Annotated in this window: 13 protein-coding genes and 1 other RNA gene; 7 read left to right on the forward strand and 7 right to left on the reverse strand. The window is 54.3% G+C overall.

Annotation, left to right across the window (positions count from 1 at the left end):
• Window positions 1-274: 274 nt before the first annotated feature.
• The 6 genes from SH139x_RS22715 (at window position 275) to SH139x_RS22740 (ending at window position 6,582) form a co-directional block, all read left to right on the forward strand.
• Complete coding sequence (locus SH139x_RS22715; RefSeq protein ID WP_488352054.1) at window positions 275-1,057, forward strand: methionine-R-sulfoxide reductase; 783 nt, start codon at window positions 275-277, stop codon at window positions 1,055-1,057.
• Window positions 1,058-1,169: 112 nt separating this feature from the next.
• Window positions 1,170-1,585: RNase P RNA component class A (rnpB, locus tag SH139x_RS22720), an RNA gene on the forward strand.
• Between the two features lie 85 nt (window positions 1,586-1,670).
• Entirely contained in the window at window positions 1,671-2,441 is a 771-nt protein-coding gene (locus SH139x_RS22725; RefSeq protein WP_488352055.1) for an NTP transferase domain-containing protein, read from the forward strand.
• A gap of 83 nt (window positions 2,442-2,524) precedes the next feature.
• Window positions 2,525-3,478 carry a ribose-phosphate diphosphokinase gene (locus SH139x_RS22730; RefSeq protein WP_488352056.1) on the forward strand — a complete coding sequence of 318 codons (954 nt, stop codon included), beginning with the start codon at window positions 2,525-2,527 and terminating at the stop codon, window positions 3,476-3,478.
• Between the two features lie 1,992 nt (window positions 3,479-5,470).
• Window positions 5,471-5,746: a hypothetical protein gene (locus SH139x_RS22735; protein ID WP_488352057.1), complete on the forward strand. Its 276-nt coding sequence runs from the start codon at window positions 5,471-5,473 to the stop codon at window positions 5,744-5,746.
• Window positions 5,747-5,916: 170 nt separating this feature from the next.
• Window positions 5,917-6,582 (forward strand): transposase, encoded by a 666-nt coding sequence (locus SH139x_RS22740; protein WP_488352058.1) that lies wholly within the window; start codon window positions 5,917-5,919, stop codon window positions 6,580-6,582.
• A gap of 20 nt (window positions 6,583-6,602) precedes the next feature.
• On the opposite strand, the gene SH139x_RS22745 is transcribed toward SH139x_RS22740, so the two are convergent.
• Complete coding sequence (locus SH139x_RS22745) at window positions 6,603-7,655, reverse strand: IS481 family transposase (protein ID WP_488350742.1); 1,053 nt, start codon at window positions 7,653-7,655, stop codon at window positions 6,603-6,605.
• Window positions 7,656-7,808: 153 nt separating this feature from the next.
• Between SH139x_RS22745 and SH139x_RS22750 the strand changes: the two genes are divergently transcribed.
• Window positions 7,809-8,102 carry a hypothetical protein gene (locus tag SH139x_RS22750; RefSeq protein WP_488352059.1) on the forward strand — a complete coding sequence of 98 codons (294 nt, stop codon included), beginning with the start codon at window positions 7,809-7,811 and terminating at the stop codon, window positions 8,100-8,102.
• Window positions 8,103-8,905: 803 nt separating this feature from the next.
• Here SH139x_RS22750 and SH139x_RS22755 read toward each other — a convergent pair.
• The 6 genes from SH139x_RS22755 to SH139x_RS22780 all read right to left on the reverse strand — a co-directional run bounded on the left by SH139x_RS22755 (window position 8,906) and on the right by SH139x_RS22780 (window position 21,293).
• Window positions 8,906-9,448 (reverse strand): hypothetical protein, encoded by a 543-nt coding sequence (locus SH139x_RS22755; protein ID WP_488352060.1) that lies wholly within the window; start codon window positions 9,446-9,448, stop codon window positions 8,906-8,908.
• 244 nt (window positions 9,449-9,692) lie between these two features.
• Window positions 9,693-10,388 carry an IS630 family transposase gene (locus SH139x_RS22760; RefSeq protein ID WP_488352061.1) on the reverse strand — a complete coding sequence of 232 codons (696 nt, stop codon included), beginning with the start codon at window positions 10,386-10,388 and terminating at the stop codon, window positions 9,693-9,695.
• Entirely contained in the window at window positions 10,385-10,831 is a 447-nt protein-coding gene (locus SH139x_RS22765; protein WP_488351180.1) for a helix-turn-helix domain-containing protein, read from the reverse strand. Before SH139x_RS22765 ends, SH139x_RS22760 begins: the two co-directional genes overlap by 4 nt.
• Before the next feature lie 551 nt (window positions 10,832-11,382).
• Window positions 11,383-12,759 (reverse strand): IS4 family transposase, encoded by a 1,377-nt coding sequence (locus SH139x_RS22770; RefSeq protein ID WP_488352062.1) that lies wholly within the window; start codon window positions 12,757-12,759, stop codon window positions 11,383-11,385.
• 434 nt (window positions 12,760-13,193) lie between these two features.
• Complete coding sequence (locus SH139x_RS22775; RefSeq protein ID WP_488352063.1) at window positions 13,194-17,690, reverse strand: S8 family serine peptidase; 4,497 nt, start codon at window positions 17,688-17,690, stop codon at window positions 13,194-13,196.
• Between the two features lie 306 nt (window positions 17,691-17,996).
• Entirely contained in the window at window positions 17,997-21,293 is a 3,297-nt protein-coding gene (locus SH139x_RS22780) for an efflux RND transporter permease subunit (RefSeq protein WP_488352064.1), read from the reverse strand.
• Window positions 21,294-21,304 lie beyond the last annotated feature (11 nt).

A 21,304-nucleotide genomic window follows, 5' to 3' on the forward strand; every position in this document is an offset into this window, starting at 1 on the left:
TTACAACCTGCAACCATTACCCTAATGTACTCGCAGACAGGCAGGCGTCGACCTCCAAGCCACCATGATCGCAAAAATGCCCGGCATTTAACCCAGCAACGCGCCGGTCCGCTGCCGCTGTCGAAATGCTTTCCTTGGGGGCGGGCGGTCAAGCAAAGCGGCGGGAGTTCGCGTTGCCCTGCAACTAGGCGAGCCGCTAGACTAAAATGACTTGGCAGTCGTCGAATATGCCTGCTGGTCCCCCCTCCCAGTTCCACCTATTTGGTGTAAAGCCATGAAATTAATCTCACTCAGCCTGCTTCTCTTACTGTTCGCCGCAATTGGTTGCGACGAACAGATGGTCTCTACCACTGAATATCCCAGCGATGTCCCCATGGTGGCGGATGACAGCGCACTCGCTGCTGAACCTAACTCGGGGCTCGAATTGCCGCCAACACCCGACTCGCCTGCCGGCCCCGAAACTGCTGGAGATGAAGAAACTGCTGGAGATGAAGAAACTGCTGGAGATGAAGAAACTGCTGGAGATGAGACTGCCAAAGAAAAAGCTACCGATCCCGTATCCACTGCAACCGAAGGAACAAAAGTGTCTGAGTCCCAACCACCGACCGAGTACAATCCGCTGAACGAGATGGAAAAGTGGGTGATTTTGCAGAAGGGTACCGAACGGGCTTTCATCGGCGAATACACCGATACCGAGGACCCGGGGACTTACATTTGTCGCCGCTGTAACGCGCGGCTTTACGAGTCAAACTCGAAATTCCACTCCAATTGTGGCTGGCCCGCCTTTGACGATGAGATCAAAGGGGCTGTTGATCGGGTACCCGACGCTGATGGGTTTCGCACCGAGATTATTTGTCACAACTGCAGCGGGCACTTGGGGCACGTGTTTTTTGGTGAAGGGTTTACCGAAACCAACACCCGCCACTGCGTCAATTCCATCTCAATGAAGTTCATCCCCAAGGGAAAAGAATTGCCGCCCGTAATCAAACCTGCCAAAGCCGACGCCAAAAAGCCGACTGCGACTGAAAAACCGGCGGAAAAAACCGGCGGAAATTGAAAAGCCAGCGGGCACTGTTAGCGTGCGTTGGGCTTGGGGAAAGGTTGGGCAATTCGGCGGGACACGCGGTTCCGCCGCTTAGCTTTAGCAGCTTAGAATGCATTGGTGGTGGTGAGTGGGTCGGGCAGTCGCTCGATTTGTGGTTTCGCTTGCGGAACTGCGAGACGGGAGGAAAGTCCGGGCACCGCAGGACAGGATGGTCGGTAACGCCGACCGGTCGTGAGGCTAGGGAAAGTGCAACAGAAAGCAAACCGCCGAACGCGCTGCCTTTTTGAGGTGGTGCGTGGTAAGGGTGAAACGGTGCGGTAAGAGCGCACCAGCGGTCGGGGTGACTCGATCGGCTAGGTAAACCCCATCCGGTGCAAGACCAAACAGGGAGGAGAGGCGGTCCGTCTCATTTGACTTCCGGGTAGGTTGCTCGAGGCAGCAGGCAACTGCTGTCCCAGATAAATGGCTGTCACCGTGGTTGGATTGCCCCAGTGGTTCCCAATTACGGTACAGAACCCGGCTTACAAGCCCACTCGCCGCCACTTTTCTCCCGGACGCCCCTCGTCAGATCGGCCAACGATTGGCAAGATACTGGCACTTCGCTTCGCAAACTCAGTGGTGCTCCATGAACGACCCAGTCGCCGTAGTTTTGGCCGCCGGTAAAGGGACTCGCATGAACAGCGATCTCCCCAAAGTGCTGTTTCCCGTTTGCGGCCGACCGATGATCCACTACGTGCTCGACGCTTTGGAACGCTCCGGCGTTCGTAGAATGATCGTCGTCGTTGGTTACGAAGCCGATCAGGTCCGAGCCGAATTGCAAAGTCGCCCAAATCCACGGGGGGTGACGATTGAGACGGTGGACCAGACCGAGCAGTTGGGTACCGGACACGCGGTGCAGATGGCCGCTCCCGCGTTGCAAGGCCAGCAAGGCCCGGTGATCGTGGTTACCGGTGATTCACCGCTGCTCCAATCGACTAGCCTGCAACATCTGTTGACTCACCAAGCCGAACACCAAACGGCCGCCTTGCTGGGCACGCTGATCAAAGAAGATCCGACCGGTTTGGGACGCATCGTCCGCGACTCGGCGGGCAAGTTTCAGCGCATCGTCGAACACAAGGATGCGACGCCGGAAGAGCGAGCGATCCGCGAAGTGAACATGAGTACCTATCTGTTTGCCGGCCCCGATTTGCTCACAGCGCTCAATTGTTTGCGTAACGATAATGCTCAAGGCGAGTATTATCTAACCGACGCGCCCGGTATCTTGCTCGAGCAGGGGCGCCCCGTTAACGCGCTACCCGTGCTGGCCGATTGCGAATCGCTGAGCGTCAACACGATTGATGAGCTATCGCTCGTCGAAGCCAAAATGGCCGAGATGGGATATCCCTTGAATGCTTAAACCCACCCCACATCCCCCGCTCTGTGCAGCGTGGCTCACTCTCCCTGGGCCTGCTAACTCATATTTTCGGAGTCTCTGAGTCCGTGCGTGAACTCAAGATTTTCAGTGGTCGAGCCAATCCTGAACTTACTCGGGAAATTTGCGGCTTCCTGCATCTGTCGCCAGCGGGCATTACGTTGGGCAAATTTCCCGACGGTGAAAATTATTGTAAAGTCGACGAGGATGTGCGGGGTCGCGACGTCTTCCTGGTGCAACCAACTTGCCCCCCGGTCAATGACCACTTGATGGAACTGTTGATCATGATCGACAGTTGCAAGCGGGCCAGTGCCGATCGGATTACGGCGGTCATTCCTTATTACGGTTACGCTCGGCAAGATCGCAAGGACGAGGGGCGGGTGCCGATTACGGCCAAGCTGGCAGCCAATTTGATTGTCCGCGCTGGTGCCGACCGCGTGCTGACCATGGACCTGCACGCGGCTCAGATCCAAGGCTTCTTCGATGTGCCGGTCGATCACCTCTACGCCGCCCCGGTGCTCAACAACCATTTTGCCAGCATGGGCTGGGATCCCGAGGAGATCGTCGTCGTCAGCCCTGATGAAGGGAGCATTAAACGCGCACTGGGGCATTCCAAACGCCTGGGAGGCTCGCTGGCAATCGTCGACAAGCGACGTACCAGCGCTTTGGAGACCAAGCAGAACACCATCATCGGCGGCCCCGTCGAGGGCAAGATCGCCGTCATGTTTGACGATATGATCAGCACCGCGGGTAGCATATGCGGAGCTGCCAAGTTGGTTCACCAAGCGGGGGCAAAAGAAATTCATATTGCCGCCACCCACGGAGTCCTCTGCGGACCGGCAATCGAAAACATCCGCTCCGCCCCGGTCAGCTCTTTGGCGGTTGCCAATACGATTCCACTGCCCAGCGCCGAAGTCTTGCCAAACCTCGTGCCGCTCTCAGTCGGACGTCTGCTGGCCGAAGCCATCAAACGCATCCACCACGACCAGTCGATCAGCGAGATGTTCAAGTCTCGAGTTTAAGTGGTTCGAAGACCCACGACTTATTGCAACCGCGAAGGCTCACCGTGTTGCTTGCAATCCAAGCCCTGAACGGTTAGGCAGTAGAATATCACCCGCATTTTCCAGCCCCACCTTCCTACCCACTGTCTCCTCTGTTTGTCTTCAACGTTTACACAGAGCTGGCATGCGGCCAGCTAAGGGGCTCGGGCGAAGCACGCCAAGAAGATGAAGCGCCGCCGCGAGGAAAGCAAACCACTAATCCACGCTGATTTGCACTAATCAGCTCAGCGGTTTTTGATTAGCGTAAATCAGTGACGATTAGTGTTCCCCAAAAGTTCCAGAGCAGCCGTTTGGTAGATACTAGGCGTCATGGAGGGAGCGCCCCTGCCATCTTCCTGCCCCCATTTTTCTGCCTACTGTCTCTTGGTGTTGGTGTTCCGCGATTACGCTGAGCTGCAATGCGACTGCTGCCGAGGGACTTGGTGCGACCAGGGAGCCCCGCCGGGAAACGAGATCAGGCAAAGTCTGAACACCGAACACAAAGCCTGAGAGTGCCGGGATAAACCGGCTTGGAATAGAGAATGAAAGAGTCTTACGAAGAACGATTAGCCATCGGCTTCGGCCTTCCTCGAAGGGGCTGGAGACATTCCAAGCGCGAGAACCGGGAGGGCCCATCGGTTTCCAGCACTCGACTGGAACGGTCAGCGAACCTCACAGAGGGCACGGCTGGCATGAACGCTGATGGGAAGTCAGATGGGAGCGTAGTACCGTCGAATCCAGCGAACAAAGATGCAACTGAAGCATCGGCGGAGTTAGCCGAGGGAAGGCTCCCAGCAGCTACCGGTCGTTGGTTAGCCAGTGTGATTCGCGGATGGATGGGATACCATGCCGTTCCGGATAACTATGGCCAACTCGACGAATTCGTCACCGAAGTCACGAAGCTCTGGCTGCATCAACTGCGGCGTCGCAGTCAGAAGGGCCGAGCAGCATGGCCTTGGGAACGAATGAACCGGTTGGTCAAACAGCATCTACCGCAACCGAAGATCCTGCATCCTTATCCGAAAGACCGATTTCGCGCTCGACTAGCAGCAAGAGCCGTATGAGGTAGTGCTTCGCGTACGGATCTGTGCGGGGGGCGGCCGGTAACGGCCGTCCCTACCGCGATCCCTGGCGCAGCCGTCCCTGACAAAGAGTCTACGGCCGTCGCCGGAGGAAAAAAGATCGATGTCCAGAAAGAGAACCGATTCAAGGTGTTGCCGGACGGATTGCGGTCGCAGAACTCGCCGTTTTTGAACCAAATTATGGTCGCATTTTAACGCTGTTAGAAAATGCCAATCGGCATCTCGAACCACTACCCGAAGCGATTGAAGTCATTTACGAGTACGGTGTAGTGGTCGAATGCTTGCATGACGGCTATTCGTGTTGGAATGCCTTCTTTATTCTGACTGCTACCCAAGTGATCAGCTCGCCTAAACCGAAGCAACAGAGTGCGATTAAAACAACTCGTACAAGGTCGATCCAGGTCCAGTTACCACTTCTTAATACTAACACAGCCGTTATGACAAGTCCGATCGCAAATATGATGAAGGGTAATTTCACCAACAAGGGGCTTCTATCCGCGGTTGCCGACTGTCCTACCTGCCGGAAGTTATTTCGAACAACGGCTCGTGCTAAGCGCACGGCCGCCCAAATGGCGAGTGCAATTATTGTAACTGTGGGAAGCAGGAATCCGATGCCCGTGAGAATCTCATGCATGGTACAACACTCCTATTGCCGCGAGAATGAATTAGCTCGGCCTGTGGCATCCAATCTGCTCGAAATGCGATTGATCATTCATCCACCAGGATTTTGCCAGTTTACGCCCAGTTGTAAGGGTGTGCCATGGTCCTGTTGTTGTAGTAGTCGATAAAATGAGAGGATTGATGATTGGAGATGGCGGTGTAAAAGGGGACCACCCTGGCAGCCGAAAACGAGGCCAGGTGGTTTGTGGGGGGGCTTGGGGGTGCCGGTGCGTTGAGCCATCCCATTTGGGATTTCGCTCTCGATGCACCGGCAGATCCAGGGGTGCTCAGCATGCAACAGCACGGACTCATTCGGCGGATGGTAATCGTCGATGGACTCTCACAGCGGGAAGTCGCCAAGCGAATGGGGCACCGACACTGTTTGCCGCATGCGCCTGGGGCAGCGGATCAACATCGATTGCTTCAACTTCGTAGAAGCATTCCACTGGGCATACCGGCAAGCACGCTTTGGAAGGCTTCGCCGGGGTCTGGCCTGAATGGCACTTAATCGGCGTAAGTTGCAGCGTGGAAGGCTTCGCCGGGGTCTGGCCTGAATGGCACTTAATCGGCGTAAGTTGTAGCGTGGCAAGGGGTTAAGCAGGATTGACAGCAAGACGCTTCACTTGCGATTAGTTTGGGTATCTCAACCCCCGAACTCTCATCGCAAGGAAGCGTCTCGTGTCTTGTCCTAACTTCAACTCGCTACGCGCTCGCGTCGAGCAGGCCCGTTGTTCCGGTGATCTCTTTTTTGCATCGCTCATTTCCAGCAAGACTATCCAGTCAGTGTTCGGTGATGCAAGTGCCGTTTTGGATTCGGCGCGAATTTACAACACGATGGTCACGTTGTGGGTGTTTCTCTCCCAAGTAATGAGCATTGACCACGGCTGCGTTTCCGCCGTTGCTCGTTTGATTGTATACCGTGTTGCCAGTGGGCTACCAGCATGTTCAGCAAAAACAGGAGCCTACTGCATCGCGCGAGACAAACTCGACGAGGATTCGATGCAGCGACTCGTCACCCAAAGTGGTCGCGAAATCGAGGCTTCAACGCCAGGAGCTTGGCGTTGGAACGGTCATCGAGTGGTAACTGCTGACGGAACCACTGTCACCATGGAAGACACTCAAGCGAACCAGGCGGAGTATCCTCAGCAACAGGGACAGGCGGAAGGATGCGGGCAGCCGATCGCCAGGATGGTGGTCATGTTTGCATTGGCCTCTGGGGTGGTCCTTGAAATGGCTATGGGAAAATATCGTGGCAAGCAAACTGGCGAGATAAGCCTCTATCGCGAGATTGAGGATTGCCTGGAAAAAGACGATGTATTCCTCGCTGTAGTAGCCAGAACTTGATCTGACATGTTTTACCCAGATTACGCACTGGGCTGTAAGAGCTGGTCGAGCATTTTCTGTTCGGCCAGTTTCTTCGAGTCATCGAAAGTTTGTCTCGGAGTCTTCCCGAAACAGAATCTTCCGCTATGTGGTCGTTCTTCGTTGTAACTCCGCATCCATTCATCGACATCCGCTTGGAGCTGCTCGATGGATTCATAGAGCGTTTTGCGAAACGCGATCTGGTAGAACTCCTGAAGCATCGTCTTGTGAAACCGTTCGCAGATACCGTTGGTTTGAGGGCTTCTAGCTTTGGTTTTGGTGTGATCGATGTTCTCGAGAGCCATGTAGAGTTGATACTCATGATGCTCTCGATTGCCACAGTATTCAGTGCCTCGATCGGTGAGCATGCGTAGCAACGAAACCCCTTCTCCTTCGAAGAACGGAACCACTTGGTCATTAAGCATATCGGCAGCTACCAACGCATTCTTGCGATCATATAGCTTCGCAAATGCGACTCGAGAATACGTATCGATAACAGTCTGCTGATAGATCCTTCCCACGCCTTTAATGGTGCCGACATAGAAAGTATCTTGCGCCACCAAATACCCGGGATGCTCTGTTTCAATTTGACCATGAGCTTCCTTTTCGAGCTTAGCTTTCTCAAGAGCAACCACTTGTTCCTCCGTGAGCACGCCGCCATCTTGCGCGACTTTCGCTTCAAGCGCTTTGAGTCGCTTCTTGAAGGTCTCAAGACCGTTTCGCAACCAGATGCTTCGTACGCCACCAGGTGACACCAAATGCCCGTGCTTTTTTAGCTCGTTGCTTACCCGAACCTGACCATGGGCGGGCTTCTCAAAAGCCATTTTGAGAACCGCTTCTTCAACGGCTGGATCGACGCGGTTCTTGACCACAGGCTTCTTCTTGGAAATCTCTTTGAGAGCCTCCTCGCCCCCTGTTTGATATAGATCCTTGAAGCGATAAAAACTGTCCCTGGAGTAACCAAAGACCTTGCAGGCCTCCGACACATTCCCTAACCTTTCGGCCAGCTTAAGCATCCCGATCTTATTCTGAATGATCTTCCGTTCGTTCGTCATTTCGACACTCCCGTCCTGCGAGGTTGACCGCCGGTTGCTAGCTTTACTCCGGTCGCTGCGCTCCCTTCGTGCAGCTAGCAACCGGCAATGCCTTCCTCTATCCAATGGTGAGTGTCAGATCAAGTCTAAATTTCTACAGAAGTTCGTGCTCACATGTTAGCTTACAACTTGATTCGTCAGCTGATGGTCGAAGCTGCGATGGAGGCAGAGGTTGGGCCTTGGCAGTTGAGCTTCAAATCAACGCTTTCAAGCTTCATCGAGCTACTGCCGTTGCTTTCCGTGATTAAAAGCGAATCCGACCTCTGTGCGATACTCTATGCGTGCTGCCAATCTCACTCGGTTGGTAATCGACCGGATCGATATGAACCAAGACGCAAAAAGCGGCGGCCAAAAAACTACAAGCTGCTGCAGAAGCCAAGACGAGAATATAAACCCAATGAGGAGTAAGACTTACGCCGATTAAGTGCCATTCAAGCCTGACCCTGGCGAAGCCTTCCCAGTGGGAGAGCGCGTAGCTGACAGCTTGGCAGACGGGAAAAACATGCGCTTGCTGGCGCAAATGCCGTGCCAATTTCAGTGGAATATCAGTGCGCAAATCTTGTGCCGAACACTATTGGACCAGGTGGTTTTGCGGGGTAGTAACTTGGAGAGGCAGACGCCTTGAGTTCCTCCTCGTCCCATCAAAAACCCTCCCTGAAAGGAAACCGCTTCGCGACAACACTCTGCCCGGACCGACCCTGAAATGGAACCTTCTATGTACGGTGCCTCTCAGAAATGTTGGATTTTACGGCACCGAATGAGTTTGAGACCGGCTCGCTCGCACTCTAACCCTGTACCGAAACACCAAAAAGTTGGTTAGCATTCAAAAACATCACCGGTCGCGAACCAAGTCTATCAACGCCCCTGGGACCTCGAAACCATTCCGAAGACACACCGATACCTTGGCGGGAGCCGAAATCCAGTCGATAGCAACCAGCGCCAACGGTGGGGAAACTTACAGACACCATCAGTTGCTCTGTCCAAGCAAAGTCAATTTGCGTCGCGAAGCTTGACGTTCACCTAAAGTCCGCTCGTGCCCACGCGTTTGACACTGCTCGCGTCGCTCCGGGCACTCAAAAAGCTGGCCGTTGCAGAAGTCGCTAAGCTCCCGTTTCTGTCATCAAATCCACCGAAAATTCGCCGCGGATTTCTCATAATCAGGAAATGACCGTCCGAATAGCTCGGTCGCTTATTTGAACTGGAGGTCGCCGTCATGATAGAAACGCTTGACGAGATTGTTTGACCCTCGTTCTCAGACGCCACACAATGAGAATGACCAAAACACAGGCTGCCGAGAATATCAAGGCACGCTGCCAAGTGCCAATCTTCTCCAACATCGACAATGAGAAGGCCGTAACAAATGCGACCGCGGGCACCCCTGCCGCAACACAAGCCACAATCCTATCCGCAGGGGAAGCATCCGAGTCTAACAGACCAATCAAACCACCTAGTAAACCAAGAAAGAAGAAGATGATGCCAAATAATCCGAGCAGAATTGCTATACTGGCCAAAATGACAAATATCACCAGGGTCTCAATTGTCTCTTTGAAGTGGTTTTGAGAGGTAAAGTCTGGAAACAAGAAGTGACTAAGGTAGAAACCTCCGAAGATTGCTGCGAAACAAAGAACACCAAAAATCGTCGAAACCAGACCGCACGCGCGCACGACTAGGCAGCCGGCATTGCCCCGTGGTGAGCTATTGCCATGCGCAACTTCATCGGCAAGCTGTGGAGGATCAAATTTACCGTTGCTCATGGTATTCGCCCAATAGCTCAAATCGGAGCACGAGGACAAAGATTTGCCTGCGGCCAGGTAGCGGAAGCGATCAAGCGGATTCCTGTTTGCTCGAACGGTAGATCTTGGCCAATGCCCAGACAAGGTCTTAGCAGGTCCCTCACCGCAAACGACCCTTCTGCAGCCGAAGCACTATCACGCAATTGCTCTCTGAATTAAAAAATATCATTGGCAACTTCCCGTTTGTCTTACCACTAGTGCTTTGTCAGGCTTGAATTTTAGGGTAGACGGATTTTAGTTTGCACCTTGCGTCGTCGATTTTCATTTGCCAGTCGACGCTGCGATGAGTGCTGTTCACATCCTCTGACCAGGCTGCAATTTCTCGCTGCAGGATTTCCAGTTCGCCGATTCGACGTCCTGCGACACATTGCCGAGTCATGCTGCTGAGTTCGTTCTCCGCAATATTCAACCAGCTACCGTGTTTGGGCGTGAAGCAAAAATCAATTCGCCGAACGTAGGAGCGGGCTCGTTCAGGTTCAAACGCTTCGTAGAAGGCACCGATCGTATGGGTGTTCAAGTTGTCGCAAACAAGTGTGATTCGTTCGCATTCTGCGTATCTCCCATCCAGAAGCGAGGCTACTTCCTGAGCCCAATCGAACTTTGTCCGCTGATCACGCGCGGTTGCCTGACGCCAGCCACCAAGAGGTTCGCAGAACATGAAAATCGAAGCAGTGCCGTTGCGCTCATACTCATAGTCAACTCGCTGTGGATGGTCTTTGGTCGCCGGGATCGGTTGCCGCGTCTCCTTGATCAGTTGCACCGGTTGCTCATCCATGCAAATCACCGGTTGCGAAGGATTGTACGGCTTTTCGTACGTTTCAAGCACATTTTCCATGTGGGCAACAAACTCAGCGTCACATTCCGGTGGGATTACCCAGTACTCGATACTGCGATTGGTCATGCGATTTTTTTTAGCGTTTGACGTACCGTTTCATGGCTGACTTTTTCCACCACTTCCAACTCCACGACCTTTCGAGCCAACAACCGGAGCGTCCACTTTCCATAGCCTTCTGGTGGTGAACCAAGTCGCATTGCAATGATTTTCGCCTCTTCGCTTCCATCGAGCAGTTTCTTTGCCCCAGCGGTAGGCGATGGCTTTCGATCAAGCGTTTGCTCAAAACCGAGTTCAACGAATCGTTGCCTGATATTCTCGACTGTCTTTGTGCGACAAGAAAAGGCGTCGGCAATTTGAGCATCCGTCCAAGCCGGACCATCCGCATCGGCCTTCAGTAGCACTTGAGCCCGGCGAACCTTCTGGCCAGTCCCCTTGAGTTTGCCGATAACCTCCGCACATTCTTTCCGTTCCGCATCCGACAAACGAACGATATACTTCTTCTCACTCATCACAAAACCCTCCGTGGATTGAATTTGGCTTCGTGAATGAGCGCAGATTTTTCAATTCTACGCAACCCTAATTTTTATCCCTGACAAAGCACTAGCTAATCGAGGAAGAAGCCTAAAGTCCCCACTTGATCTCACTGACAACGGTTATATGCAATTCGACATTGCCTACCAGTAGCGAAGAAAAAAACGGCGAAGTCCTCCGCGACCCCATCCCCACTTATATCACGAAAGTCCTCGCGCCGCACGTCATTTACTGGCTTCGGGTTAGAAAAGATCCCCGTATGTGGCTTTGGTAATGCTGCTCCGTCATTAGAATTGATGTGGAGCGATTTTTCGCACTATCAACTAGATCTTTGCCGGCCCCTGAGAACTGACGGTTAACAATCGTTGCCTCTCTACCAGCGACCAGCCTGGCGGTGAAGTAGAACTTCTGTGGAGCCGCTAGCCATGCGACGTTTCGCAGATGTGTTCGAGCGATGGAGGACGTGAGCGAGTCCAGCGGTGAGGCTTCGCCGGCGTCAGATCTGAATGGCACTTAATCGGCGTAAGTCTTACTCCTCATTGGGTTTATATTCTCGTCTTGGCTTCTGCAGCAGCTTGTAGTTTTTTGGCCGCCGCTTTTTGCGTCTTGGTTCATATCGATCCGGTCGATTACCAACCGAGTGAGATTGGCAGCACGCATAGAGTATCGCACAGAGGTCGGATTCGCTTTTAATCACGGAAAGCAACGGCAGTAGCTCGATGAAGCTTGAAAGCGTTGATTTGAAGCTCAACTGCCAAGGCCCAACCTCTGCCTCCATCGCAGCTTCGACCATCAGCTGACGAATCAAGTTGTAAGCTAACATGTGAGCACGAACTTCATTGCGCACACGATGTGGTTCCTTGCAACGAAGATGGTCCATTTGCATCACCGTTTTCAGGCTGCGCAGATTTAGTTCTGCTTGCCAACGGCGACGATAAAGCGAAGCAAGTTCCTCGTGACTGTATCTTTCCGCGTCAAGCAAGGACGTGTGAACAATGATCTCGCGTGTGCGAAATCCTTTCGTCTCAACGCGAATCCGAATTTCACGAATCTCTATGAATTTCGGATAGCTCAGATATTCTTCACGGCTCATCCACGGACGGCGATCAGGTCGCTCAAGGACGATGATGTGGTCATCTTTGCCGAGGCGTTTGCCAGTACGGAAGTCACTCGATCGCATATGGTGCTTCCTTACGACAACGTGGACTCCACGCTTCATTGCCCGCGCCATGTCAAACCAACCGGCATAAGCTCGATCGGCGAGGAATACATCGTCTTTTTCCAGGCAATCCTCAATCTCGCGATAGAGGCTTATCTCGCCAGTTTGCTTGCCACGATATTTTCCCATAGCCATTTCAAGGACCACCCCAGAGGCCAATGCAAACATGACCACCATCCTGGCGATCGGCTGCCCGCATCCTTCCGCCTGTCCCTGTTGCTGAGGATACTCCGCCTGGTTCGCTTGAGTGTCTTCCATGGTGACAGTGGTTCCGTCAGCAGTTACCACTCGATGACCGTTCCAACGCCAAGCTCCTGGCGTTGAAGCCTCGATTTCGCGACCACTTTGGGTGACGAGTCGCTGCATCGAATCCTCGTCGAGTTTGTCTCGCGCGATGCAGTAGGCTCCTGTTTTTGCTGAACATGCTGGTAGCCCACTGGCAACACGGTATACAATCAAACGAGCAACGGCGGAAACGCAGCCGTGGTCAATGCTCATTACTTGGGAGAGAAACACCCACAACGTGACCATCGTGTTGTAAATTCGCGCCGAATCCAAAACGGCACTTGCATCACCGAACACTGACTGGATAGTCTTGCTGGAAATGAGCGATGCAAAAAAGAGATCACCGGAACAACGGGCCTGCTCGACGAGAGCGCGTAGCGAGTTGAAGTTAGGACAAGACACGAGACGCTTCCTTGCGATGAGAGTTCGGGGGTTGAGATACCCAAACTAATCGCAAGTGAAGCGTCTTGCTGTCAACCCTGCTTAACCCCTTGCCACGCTACAACTTACGCCGATTAAGTGCCATTCGCGTCAGATCTTGTATACGGTGTTGAGAGAAAGCGGGATTAGCTGTTTGTTGGTGTGCACTTGTTGTTTGAGGGCGATTCGATGTGGCCCAAACCACGCATCCGGTTTTCAGGTGCCAACAGTTACCTCCTCACACACGGCACTTGACAACGCCGACTGTTCCATGCCCCTACTATCCTGGCTATTGTCTCTTGATGTTTGTGTTCAGCGTTTACGCTGAGCTGACATGCGGCGGCAACCAAGGGCCTTGATCGGTCTAGTGAGGCACCAGACCGATCAAGAGTGCGATCGCGACAGCAAAATTGCTGTTACTCAAAACCTAGCGCATTGCCAAAGCGATTACGGAATTGAATGAAATCAGCAAAACCAATCGTTCCGTCGTCATCAACATCAAAGATGGCATTGTAGTTTCCGTCGGATGAAGTGCTGCCAAAGGCGTTCCGGAAAGCAATAAAGTCGCTAAAGCCAACCGAGCGGTCGCCGCTGCTATCACCATAGTAACGAAAGAAGTTGTCGGCAGCTTCCGCACCAAACATCCCATCTCCGCCAGCCACCCCATCCCCATCACCGTCAAGGAAATTACCGGCCGAGTCGGTGATCTTGCTGGCCACGATTTGCAACTCGTAATTGCCATCGTTTAATCTTCCGTTGGTGGTTCGAGTGCCACTGAAGATCAAGCTAGCGACGGTCTGCCCGCTGCCATTGACGGTTGTCGTAAAGCTGACATCAACAGAACCGCCGCTTGGCCCACGCTGGGCGACTTCGAAGGCCCCTTCTTCGATGGTTACTTCGGTTTCGAAGGTTACCACAACTTGTTCAACACGGCTCCGTTGTGCGGTGCCGTCACCCACGATAATCGTATCAATGCCGTGGTTGACGACGGGAGCTTCGACAGCGCTCAGCAGATAGACTCCGGCACCAACTTCAGCCTCGACTTGCACGACATAGGTCCCCGCCCCCGGTGCTGTGAAGAGCAAGGCTGCGTTCTTTCCATCGACAGCGGAATCGGTATCCGCAGCCAGCTCGGTTCCCGATGCATCGAGGATGGCGATCGCCGGATCCAAGCTGTTTGCCGTCAGGCCACTGGCAGAATCCAGCGGCGTTGACGTGGTGAACAGAATGCGTTCTCCGTCAGCAAGCGTGATTTCGAAATGGTCCAGCGGATCACCCCCGGAGGCGGCCGCATCCAACCAGCCGATGGCAGTCTGGTCAATCGCCAGCGGACGCAACGTATCCGAGGTCGCATCGTTGCTTTCGGTCTCATGCAGCTGAGGCTGGACAGTTAAGAGGTAATTTCCTGTGGCTGTCAGGTTAGTAACGCGAAGTGTATAGATGCCACTATCCACGACAGAAAAGTCGGTAATGGCGAGGTCAAAGTTGGTTGCGTCGAAACCAGTGGGATCGGCCGTGCCCGTCGCCACGACAACGCCGCTGGGATTGACTAACTCTAGAGTCGCATCGGCAAAGCTAACGCCATCGAGACCGCTGAGCACCACATCCAGTTGCTTACCGACATGACCGGCTAGATCGAGCTCGTAGAAGTCGTCGTCAGCATTCACGAATGAGATAACTGAATCGTTGGTGAGCGTGGCTTCGAAGGCACTGAACTGTGAATACACGGAGGAACTGGCTTGATAACCAATCACGGCTGATGCACCAAAGTCGTCCAGTGGGTCGCCAAATTCGACATCGGTATAGACCAATCGCAATGGCATCGCGGTATCATCGAACAACTGCAACTGGAAGGTGACCTCACCATCTGTGACAAAGTAGTGATTCTTGTCTTGCCACTGAACGACTAACGCGTCCTTTCCTTCAATCACAACTTCATCCCAAAATATCTGCCCTCCGGTAAAAAGGTCGGTCCAAAGGGGAACCACGCCGGCGGTAAAATCAGTTGTCGGTAACTCGCTTGGATCAAAGCCAAGCTCTTGCCCACCTCCCGCAATAATGCCGCCATTGTTTCCAATCGTGACGCTTCCAGCCGGAATGATCGAGTTGCCAACGGTTGTTGTGATCGTTGCTTCGCCATCGTCCCCAAGGGTCAATGCGGTACCTGTCGCGGAGATATCAACAAACTTTGTGGCCGAATCGAAGCTGTGCACGGTGCCTGCGTTGAGAGAATGCCCAATGACGGCAAACGCACCAAAGCCAGATTGAGAGTCGCTGATTACCAAAGGGCTAGCTGCTGTTGAATCCGCAGTTGCTTCTTCGGTCATAAAGCCCGCTTTGAAGTCAATGTTTACGCTGCCGGTGAAATCGCCACTAATTCGCAAACCGTAGAGGTCATCTGTAAGGGGCTGATAGATGTCGGTAATTGCCGGCAAGCCTGAGGCGGGGCTGGAAAAGCTGTCGCCGATCGGTGCTCCTGTCGCATCGAGCCACTGGATGGTGACGGTTCCAGCACCGCCGGCGGGCGTTGCGATCGCCGTAACGGGCATCATCGCGGGCAAGTCGATCAAGAGGTCGTCGACATCATCGGTCGCGGAAAGAACTACCGTGCTGGCAATCGAGTGGGCCAACAGATCAGCACGTGGAGAGAGGAAAGTTAGCGGGTTCGCAGCGTAATCGACGGGATCGTCATCATCGGTGATCGTACCAGTGACAGGGGAGAATGGTGGATCGGCATTCACGACGTCGGCAAACTGCAAACGGAAAGCTTCCGCGACCTCTTCGATTGTGTCGTTGATAATCGAAACCGTTACGGTAACCTGAGATTGTCCCACGGGGATCTGATAGCTTTGTGAGGTTAACGGAACAAAATCCTCGTCGGCAGTTGCCGAAATGTCGACGGTGGAAACATCAAAGCTGATCAAGTCGGTAGCCGCCTCTGGAATACTGACGACGAAATCAGCCGTTCCCGCAGCTTCGTCAACCGTCGGGTTAGTGACAGTCAAATTGGGCAATGGGCTATCGAGCGAATAGCCATAGGCCCTGAGTTGAGCCCGGACGAGTGTTCCGGTGTTGCCGCTGGCGCGGTCGATAACGCGGAGCGTCCAATCACCGGCGGAGCTCTCACCCCAATTGCGAGCGCTGGTGAAAGTATGGGCGAAGGTGAAATTGGCCGTTTCACTGCGAGTTTGGGCCATCACAGAAGGAGTGCCGCTGGGGCTGATCAAGACCACTTCCAAATCACCCGCGTCCGCATGACTGGTCTCTAGTTGCAGTTCGACATACTCCAATTCAAAGTTGTCGGCGATTGGAATGACACCCTCAACACCATTCACGTTGTTATCGGGAATCGGCAAGTTAAAATTGATTTGCCCAGAATCACTGGAAAGCTCTTCGCCGACGGTTTGCCAAGTGAGTGCGAGATTCACAGCCGCTTCGGCATCAACCGCGCCGAAGCCGTACTTGTGATTCACCCACAGACCTGCCGCGTTTTGCATCCAGTCCGTATCGGTGGGGTCATTGCGGCGTGCAGAAAGAGCGAGGACGTGTTGAACATCCCGCGACGTGAGGTTCGCGTTGGCATCGAGCATCAGAGCGACGACACCAGCAGCGAGCGGTGCTGCCGATGAAGTGCCGCCAAAGCTGTTCGTATAGTCACCTGATGAGTAACCAGCACCACCAACAAGATCCGTTGTCGTGACTCCTCGCGTCCCACCACTGCTGTGGGCAACCACCAAGAGCGGCGCCCCAGACTCGCTGTAACCAGCTTGCTCGCCCGCATTGGTAATCGCGCCGACCGCAATCGTGTGACGCGAGTTGGCATACATGTCGTAGTTCACATCGTCATTGCTGCCTAGGCCATTTCCACCTGCCCAAAGGTAAATCGATCCAAGTCCGTTACGACCGTTCGCAGCAGCGTCAGCAAAAGCGGCACGGACCTGCGGTCCAGGTTGCTGACCTGGGTTGAGAGTACCGACGTCGAATGGCCCCCAACTGTTGTTGTAGACATGAATATCGTCCCAATGCAGCGTAAGGGCCGTGGCCTCCGTCGTATCGGTGACACCACCGGCAATCAAGCGGATGCCGGACAGTTCTGCATCAGGGGCAGCACCAGAAACACCCAAGTTATTGTCTTGCACCGCAGCCACAACCCCGCCAACCGCCGTCCCGTGATCGTCACCCGCTCCCGGACTTGGGTCGTTGTCATTCCCGTTGTAGTCAAAGCTCAGGTCGGCACGGTAGTTGGCCGCCAAGTCAGGATGGGTGTGCTGCAAACCATCATCAACAATGGCCACGACAACACCCGCACCACGATAGGTATCCCAAACGTCGGTGACATTCGCGTCTTCGCCTGCTAGCGAACCAGCGAACGAACCCGTGTTGCGCAGATGCCACTGATTGGGAAAAAGCGGATCGTTCGGAATCGAGCGGGTAGAAAACTGTCGCTCAAGCAATGGATAGACCAATGTTGGAGACTGCTCCACGCCAAGGTGCTGCAGCGCTTCGGGGCTGGATAGCGATTGTTGAAACTGAACAATCAGCGCGTCTTCGATCCACGGAGATGGGGTAATGGTTTTGAAAAGCGCAGGTCCATATGGAGACCGAATGTCGATTGCTTGCTCCCATCCAAATAACCACTCATCGGAATAGTTTGAAAGACCAGCAATGGACGTCAGGTCGTGACCCATCGTCGACCCTCGGACCGATGCTTTTTCGGACCGAGTTGTCGAGAGATCAAGGGAATTTTGCTGAGGGGCGATCGCGATCGCAGCCAGGTCCAATTGAGGTTCATTGAACACATCCGCCGCTAGCAGAAGTCGCGACCCTAGATGCTCCAGAAGCAAGCGACGGGAGCCATTTTGTTGACGGGAACGGGCTCGCGCGGAACCAAAACGTCGAACTGAAATCGCCATGAACAAAGTCTCCCTGCGTAAAGGACAAAGCCGCTCGTGACCAATGAATTGACAACAAATTAGCCACTATGAGTGGCTCTCAATATAACCATCTGCAGAGGCACAAATCTAGGGGTTCTGGGGGTTACAAGGGCTACCCCTTCCTGCGAGTGAGTAGCTGCGCGGGCGGCAAAACATTGTTTTCGGTTTTCAGGCCTGAGGCGATTTTGACTCAGAAGGCGGCAGACGTCTCTGCCCAAGCGATTTGATCATCAAAGAGTCCTGGCACCATCTTCCTACCCACTGTCTCTGGGAATTCCAGGTACATCAAGCCGCCGGTTTTGAACGGCGGCGAAACAAATTGCTGAGATCGTCAAAGAACGTGTAGAGCACGGGTATCGCTACCAACGTTAAGCCCAAGGAAAGCGTTTGCCCTCCAGCTGCCAGCACGGCGATAGAACGACGCTCTTCGGCCCCTGGGCCAGTCGCGATCAACAGTGGCAACAAGCCGGCGACGAACGACAGCGTGGTCATCAAGATTGGCCGCAAGCGGTCTCGGTTGGCTTGCAAGATCGCTTGATGCCGCTCGATCCCTTGACGACGTAGCGAGTTGGTGTGGTCGACTTGCAAGATGGCCGCCTTCTTGACCACGCCAAAAAGCACCAAAATGCCAAGCGCCGAATAGAGGTTCAACGTCTCTCCTCCCCAGTACAGGCTCAGCAGGCCAAACGGGATCGCCAAGGGTAGCGAGAGCAGGATAATTAAGGGATAGATTAAATGCTCATATTGAGCCGCCAACACGATATACATAAACACGATCGACAACACAAATGTCCAACCAAAGTCGGCTAACGTACGCTCGAGTTCGCGTCCGCCCCCTAATACTTCGATGTTGAATCCGGGTGGTATCCCCAGTTCGGCAGCCGCCGCTTTGATCGCTTCGATCCGGTCGGCCAGTGAATAACCATCGGCGATGTTGGCCCGCACCGCCACCATTCGCTGGCGACTTAAACGATCGATTCGGGAAGCTGATGTTGTCGGTTCAAAACCAACCACGTTATCAATCCGAGTCAGCGCGGCCGAGCCTGCTCCCGCCGCTTGACCGATATTATCTCCACTTCGGTCTGCATCTTGAAAATCAGACATCGAACGATTGCCGGCCGAAGCTAAGCTGCGGTCGGTCGGCAGCAGCGAAGGGTTGGTTCGCACGTAAAGCTGGGAGATCGACTGGACGTCGCTGCGATCGATTCCAATCAGTCGCAGTTCAACATCGTAAGCGTCGCCGGCGGCACGATCGAGAAACCGCGACACCCGATCGTTGCCTCCCACGGCGACTCGCAAAGTATCAGCGATTTCGCGGACTTCGACACCCAGAGCGGCTGCTCGCGGGCGATCAATCCGCACCAGCAATTCCGGATTATCAATCTGCAACGTGGAATATACGTCGACGAAGCCAGGAGTCGCCTCGGTCTTCTCGCGCAGCGCGTTGCTGAAGGAGAGCAACCGTTCGGGATCGGGGCCGGTGATGGCCAAATCGATATCGACCGGCGCACCCTGCCGCAGCGAAGTTAAATTGCGAACCGAGATGCGAAGGTCGGGGATTGTATTTAACCGCTCTCGAATCTCTTGCATCTTCTCCCGCTGGGTGAAGTTATCTCGCCAAGCCGCTGCGGGGTCGCCAGCCAACAACCCTTGCCACAATCGTCCTAACGAAAAACTTCGGGTGCGGCTGTCAGTCAATTGAATAAATAGCCCCGCACGGTTTACATCTCCAAAGCTGCGAGTACCCAGCGTGGTCAGCACCGTGCGGACGCCCGACACTTGGCTAAGTTCTCCCTCCACCCGTTCAATCGTTTTTTCCATCGCCAGCATACTGGTGCCCTGCCGGGCCTCGATGCGAACCTCAAACTCCGATTCGTCGACATTCAATGGCACATAGTCACGGGCGACCCATTGGCTGAGCGGTACGTTGGAGGCGATGACCAGCACCACCAACGCCAATACACCCCAGCGAAATCGCAAGGAGAGCCGCAGGAGCCACAGGTAGGCCGCTTCGATCCAGCCGTAAAATCCTCGCCGCGAGGCGACCGGCGCGGCGGCGCCCCCTGCGTTTAAGTCAGCGGATGATCCATTGGCGGTCGATTTTGCCGGCTTCAGCAAAGTGCTGCACATCATCGGGGTTAGCGAGAAACTGATCACCATGGAAATCAAAATCGCCACAGTGGCGGTAACGCCGAACTGGAACAGCATGCGGCCCGTGACGCTCGACAAGAACGAAACCGGCAGGAACACGATCACCAAAGAGAGCGTCGTCGCCAACACGGCCAAGCCAATTTCTTTCGTGCCAACCACCGCGGCGACCGAGGGCTGCATGCCCTTCTCTTCAATGCAGTGGTAAACATTTTCTAAGACCACAATCGCATCGTCGATGACCACGCCGACCATCAACACGAGCGCCAACATCGTGACGTTGTTTAACGTAAAGCCAAACCACTTCATAAAGGCGAAGGTGGCGATAATCGAGGCAGGAATGGCAACCGAGGCAATCAGCGTCGATCGCCAGGAACGCATGAATAACAACACCGTTAAACAGGCGAAGATCGATCCGGAAACCAAATGCCGTTCGATTTCATGCAACGCCTCGACAATGTATCGCGATTGATCTTGAATGATCGTGACTTCGACATCATCGGGCAGTAGCTCGCGGCATCGCGGAAGACGTGCTTTGATGCCCTCAATCACAGCGACGGTATTTTCACCCGATTGACGTTGCACCGCCAAAACAACCGCCGGGGCGCGATTCAAGTGAGCCAAGGTGCGGACTTCCTTGGTGCTGTCGCTGACGGTGCCCACATCGCTAAGGCTGATTGGCGTGCCACCAACGGTAGCGATCACCAAATCCGGGAACTCATCGGCGTCGGCCACTCGCCCCAGCGTCCGCAAAGCTCTTTCCCGCTCTCCCTCGTTGACGCGGCCCCCGGGGACCTCCGCGTTCTGTCGCGTCAGCGCCTCTTGAACTTCGAGGATGGAAATGCGGTGCGCCGCCAGGCGACGGGCATCGACATCGACCCGTATCGCTCGATCGGCCGCTCCGGCGATCTGCACCTCACCGACCCCACTCGACGACTCGATGATGTTCTTGACGTAAGTTTCGGCGAGGACGAAAAGCTCCCTGGACGAACGTGGGCCGGATACCGCCAACGTCATGATGGGCGAGGAGTCGAGGTCGCGCTTTTGCACGATCGGCGGATCGACCCCCGGCGGCAACTGGTTCCTGATGCTGGCAACCGAATCGCGGACATCTTGAATCGCCGAATCGATGTCGCGATCCAGCTCAACGGTGACGATGACAAATGAGCGGCCGTCGGCAGAAATTGACCTCAGTTCGTCGATACCGGCCACCGTGGCCACGGCATCTTCGATCACCGAACTGATCTCCGACTCGACCTCCTCAGCTGCCGCACCAACATACGTGGTGCTGATATAGATCTGCGGTAGATCCATGTTGGGAAAGCGGTCTACACCCAAGGAAGGAAACGCCACGGCACCCGCGACCACCATGGCGGTGACCAGCATGAGCGCGAAAATTGGACGTTTTACGCAGATTTCTGCTAACCAGTACAAGCGTCAGGTCC

The organism is Kothea flammea (assembly GCF_052161645.1).
Taxonomy (GTDB): Bacteria; Planctomycetota; Planctomycetia; order Pirellulales; family Pirellulaceae; genus Laterigemmans.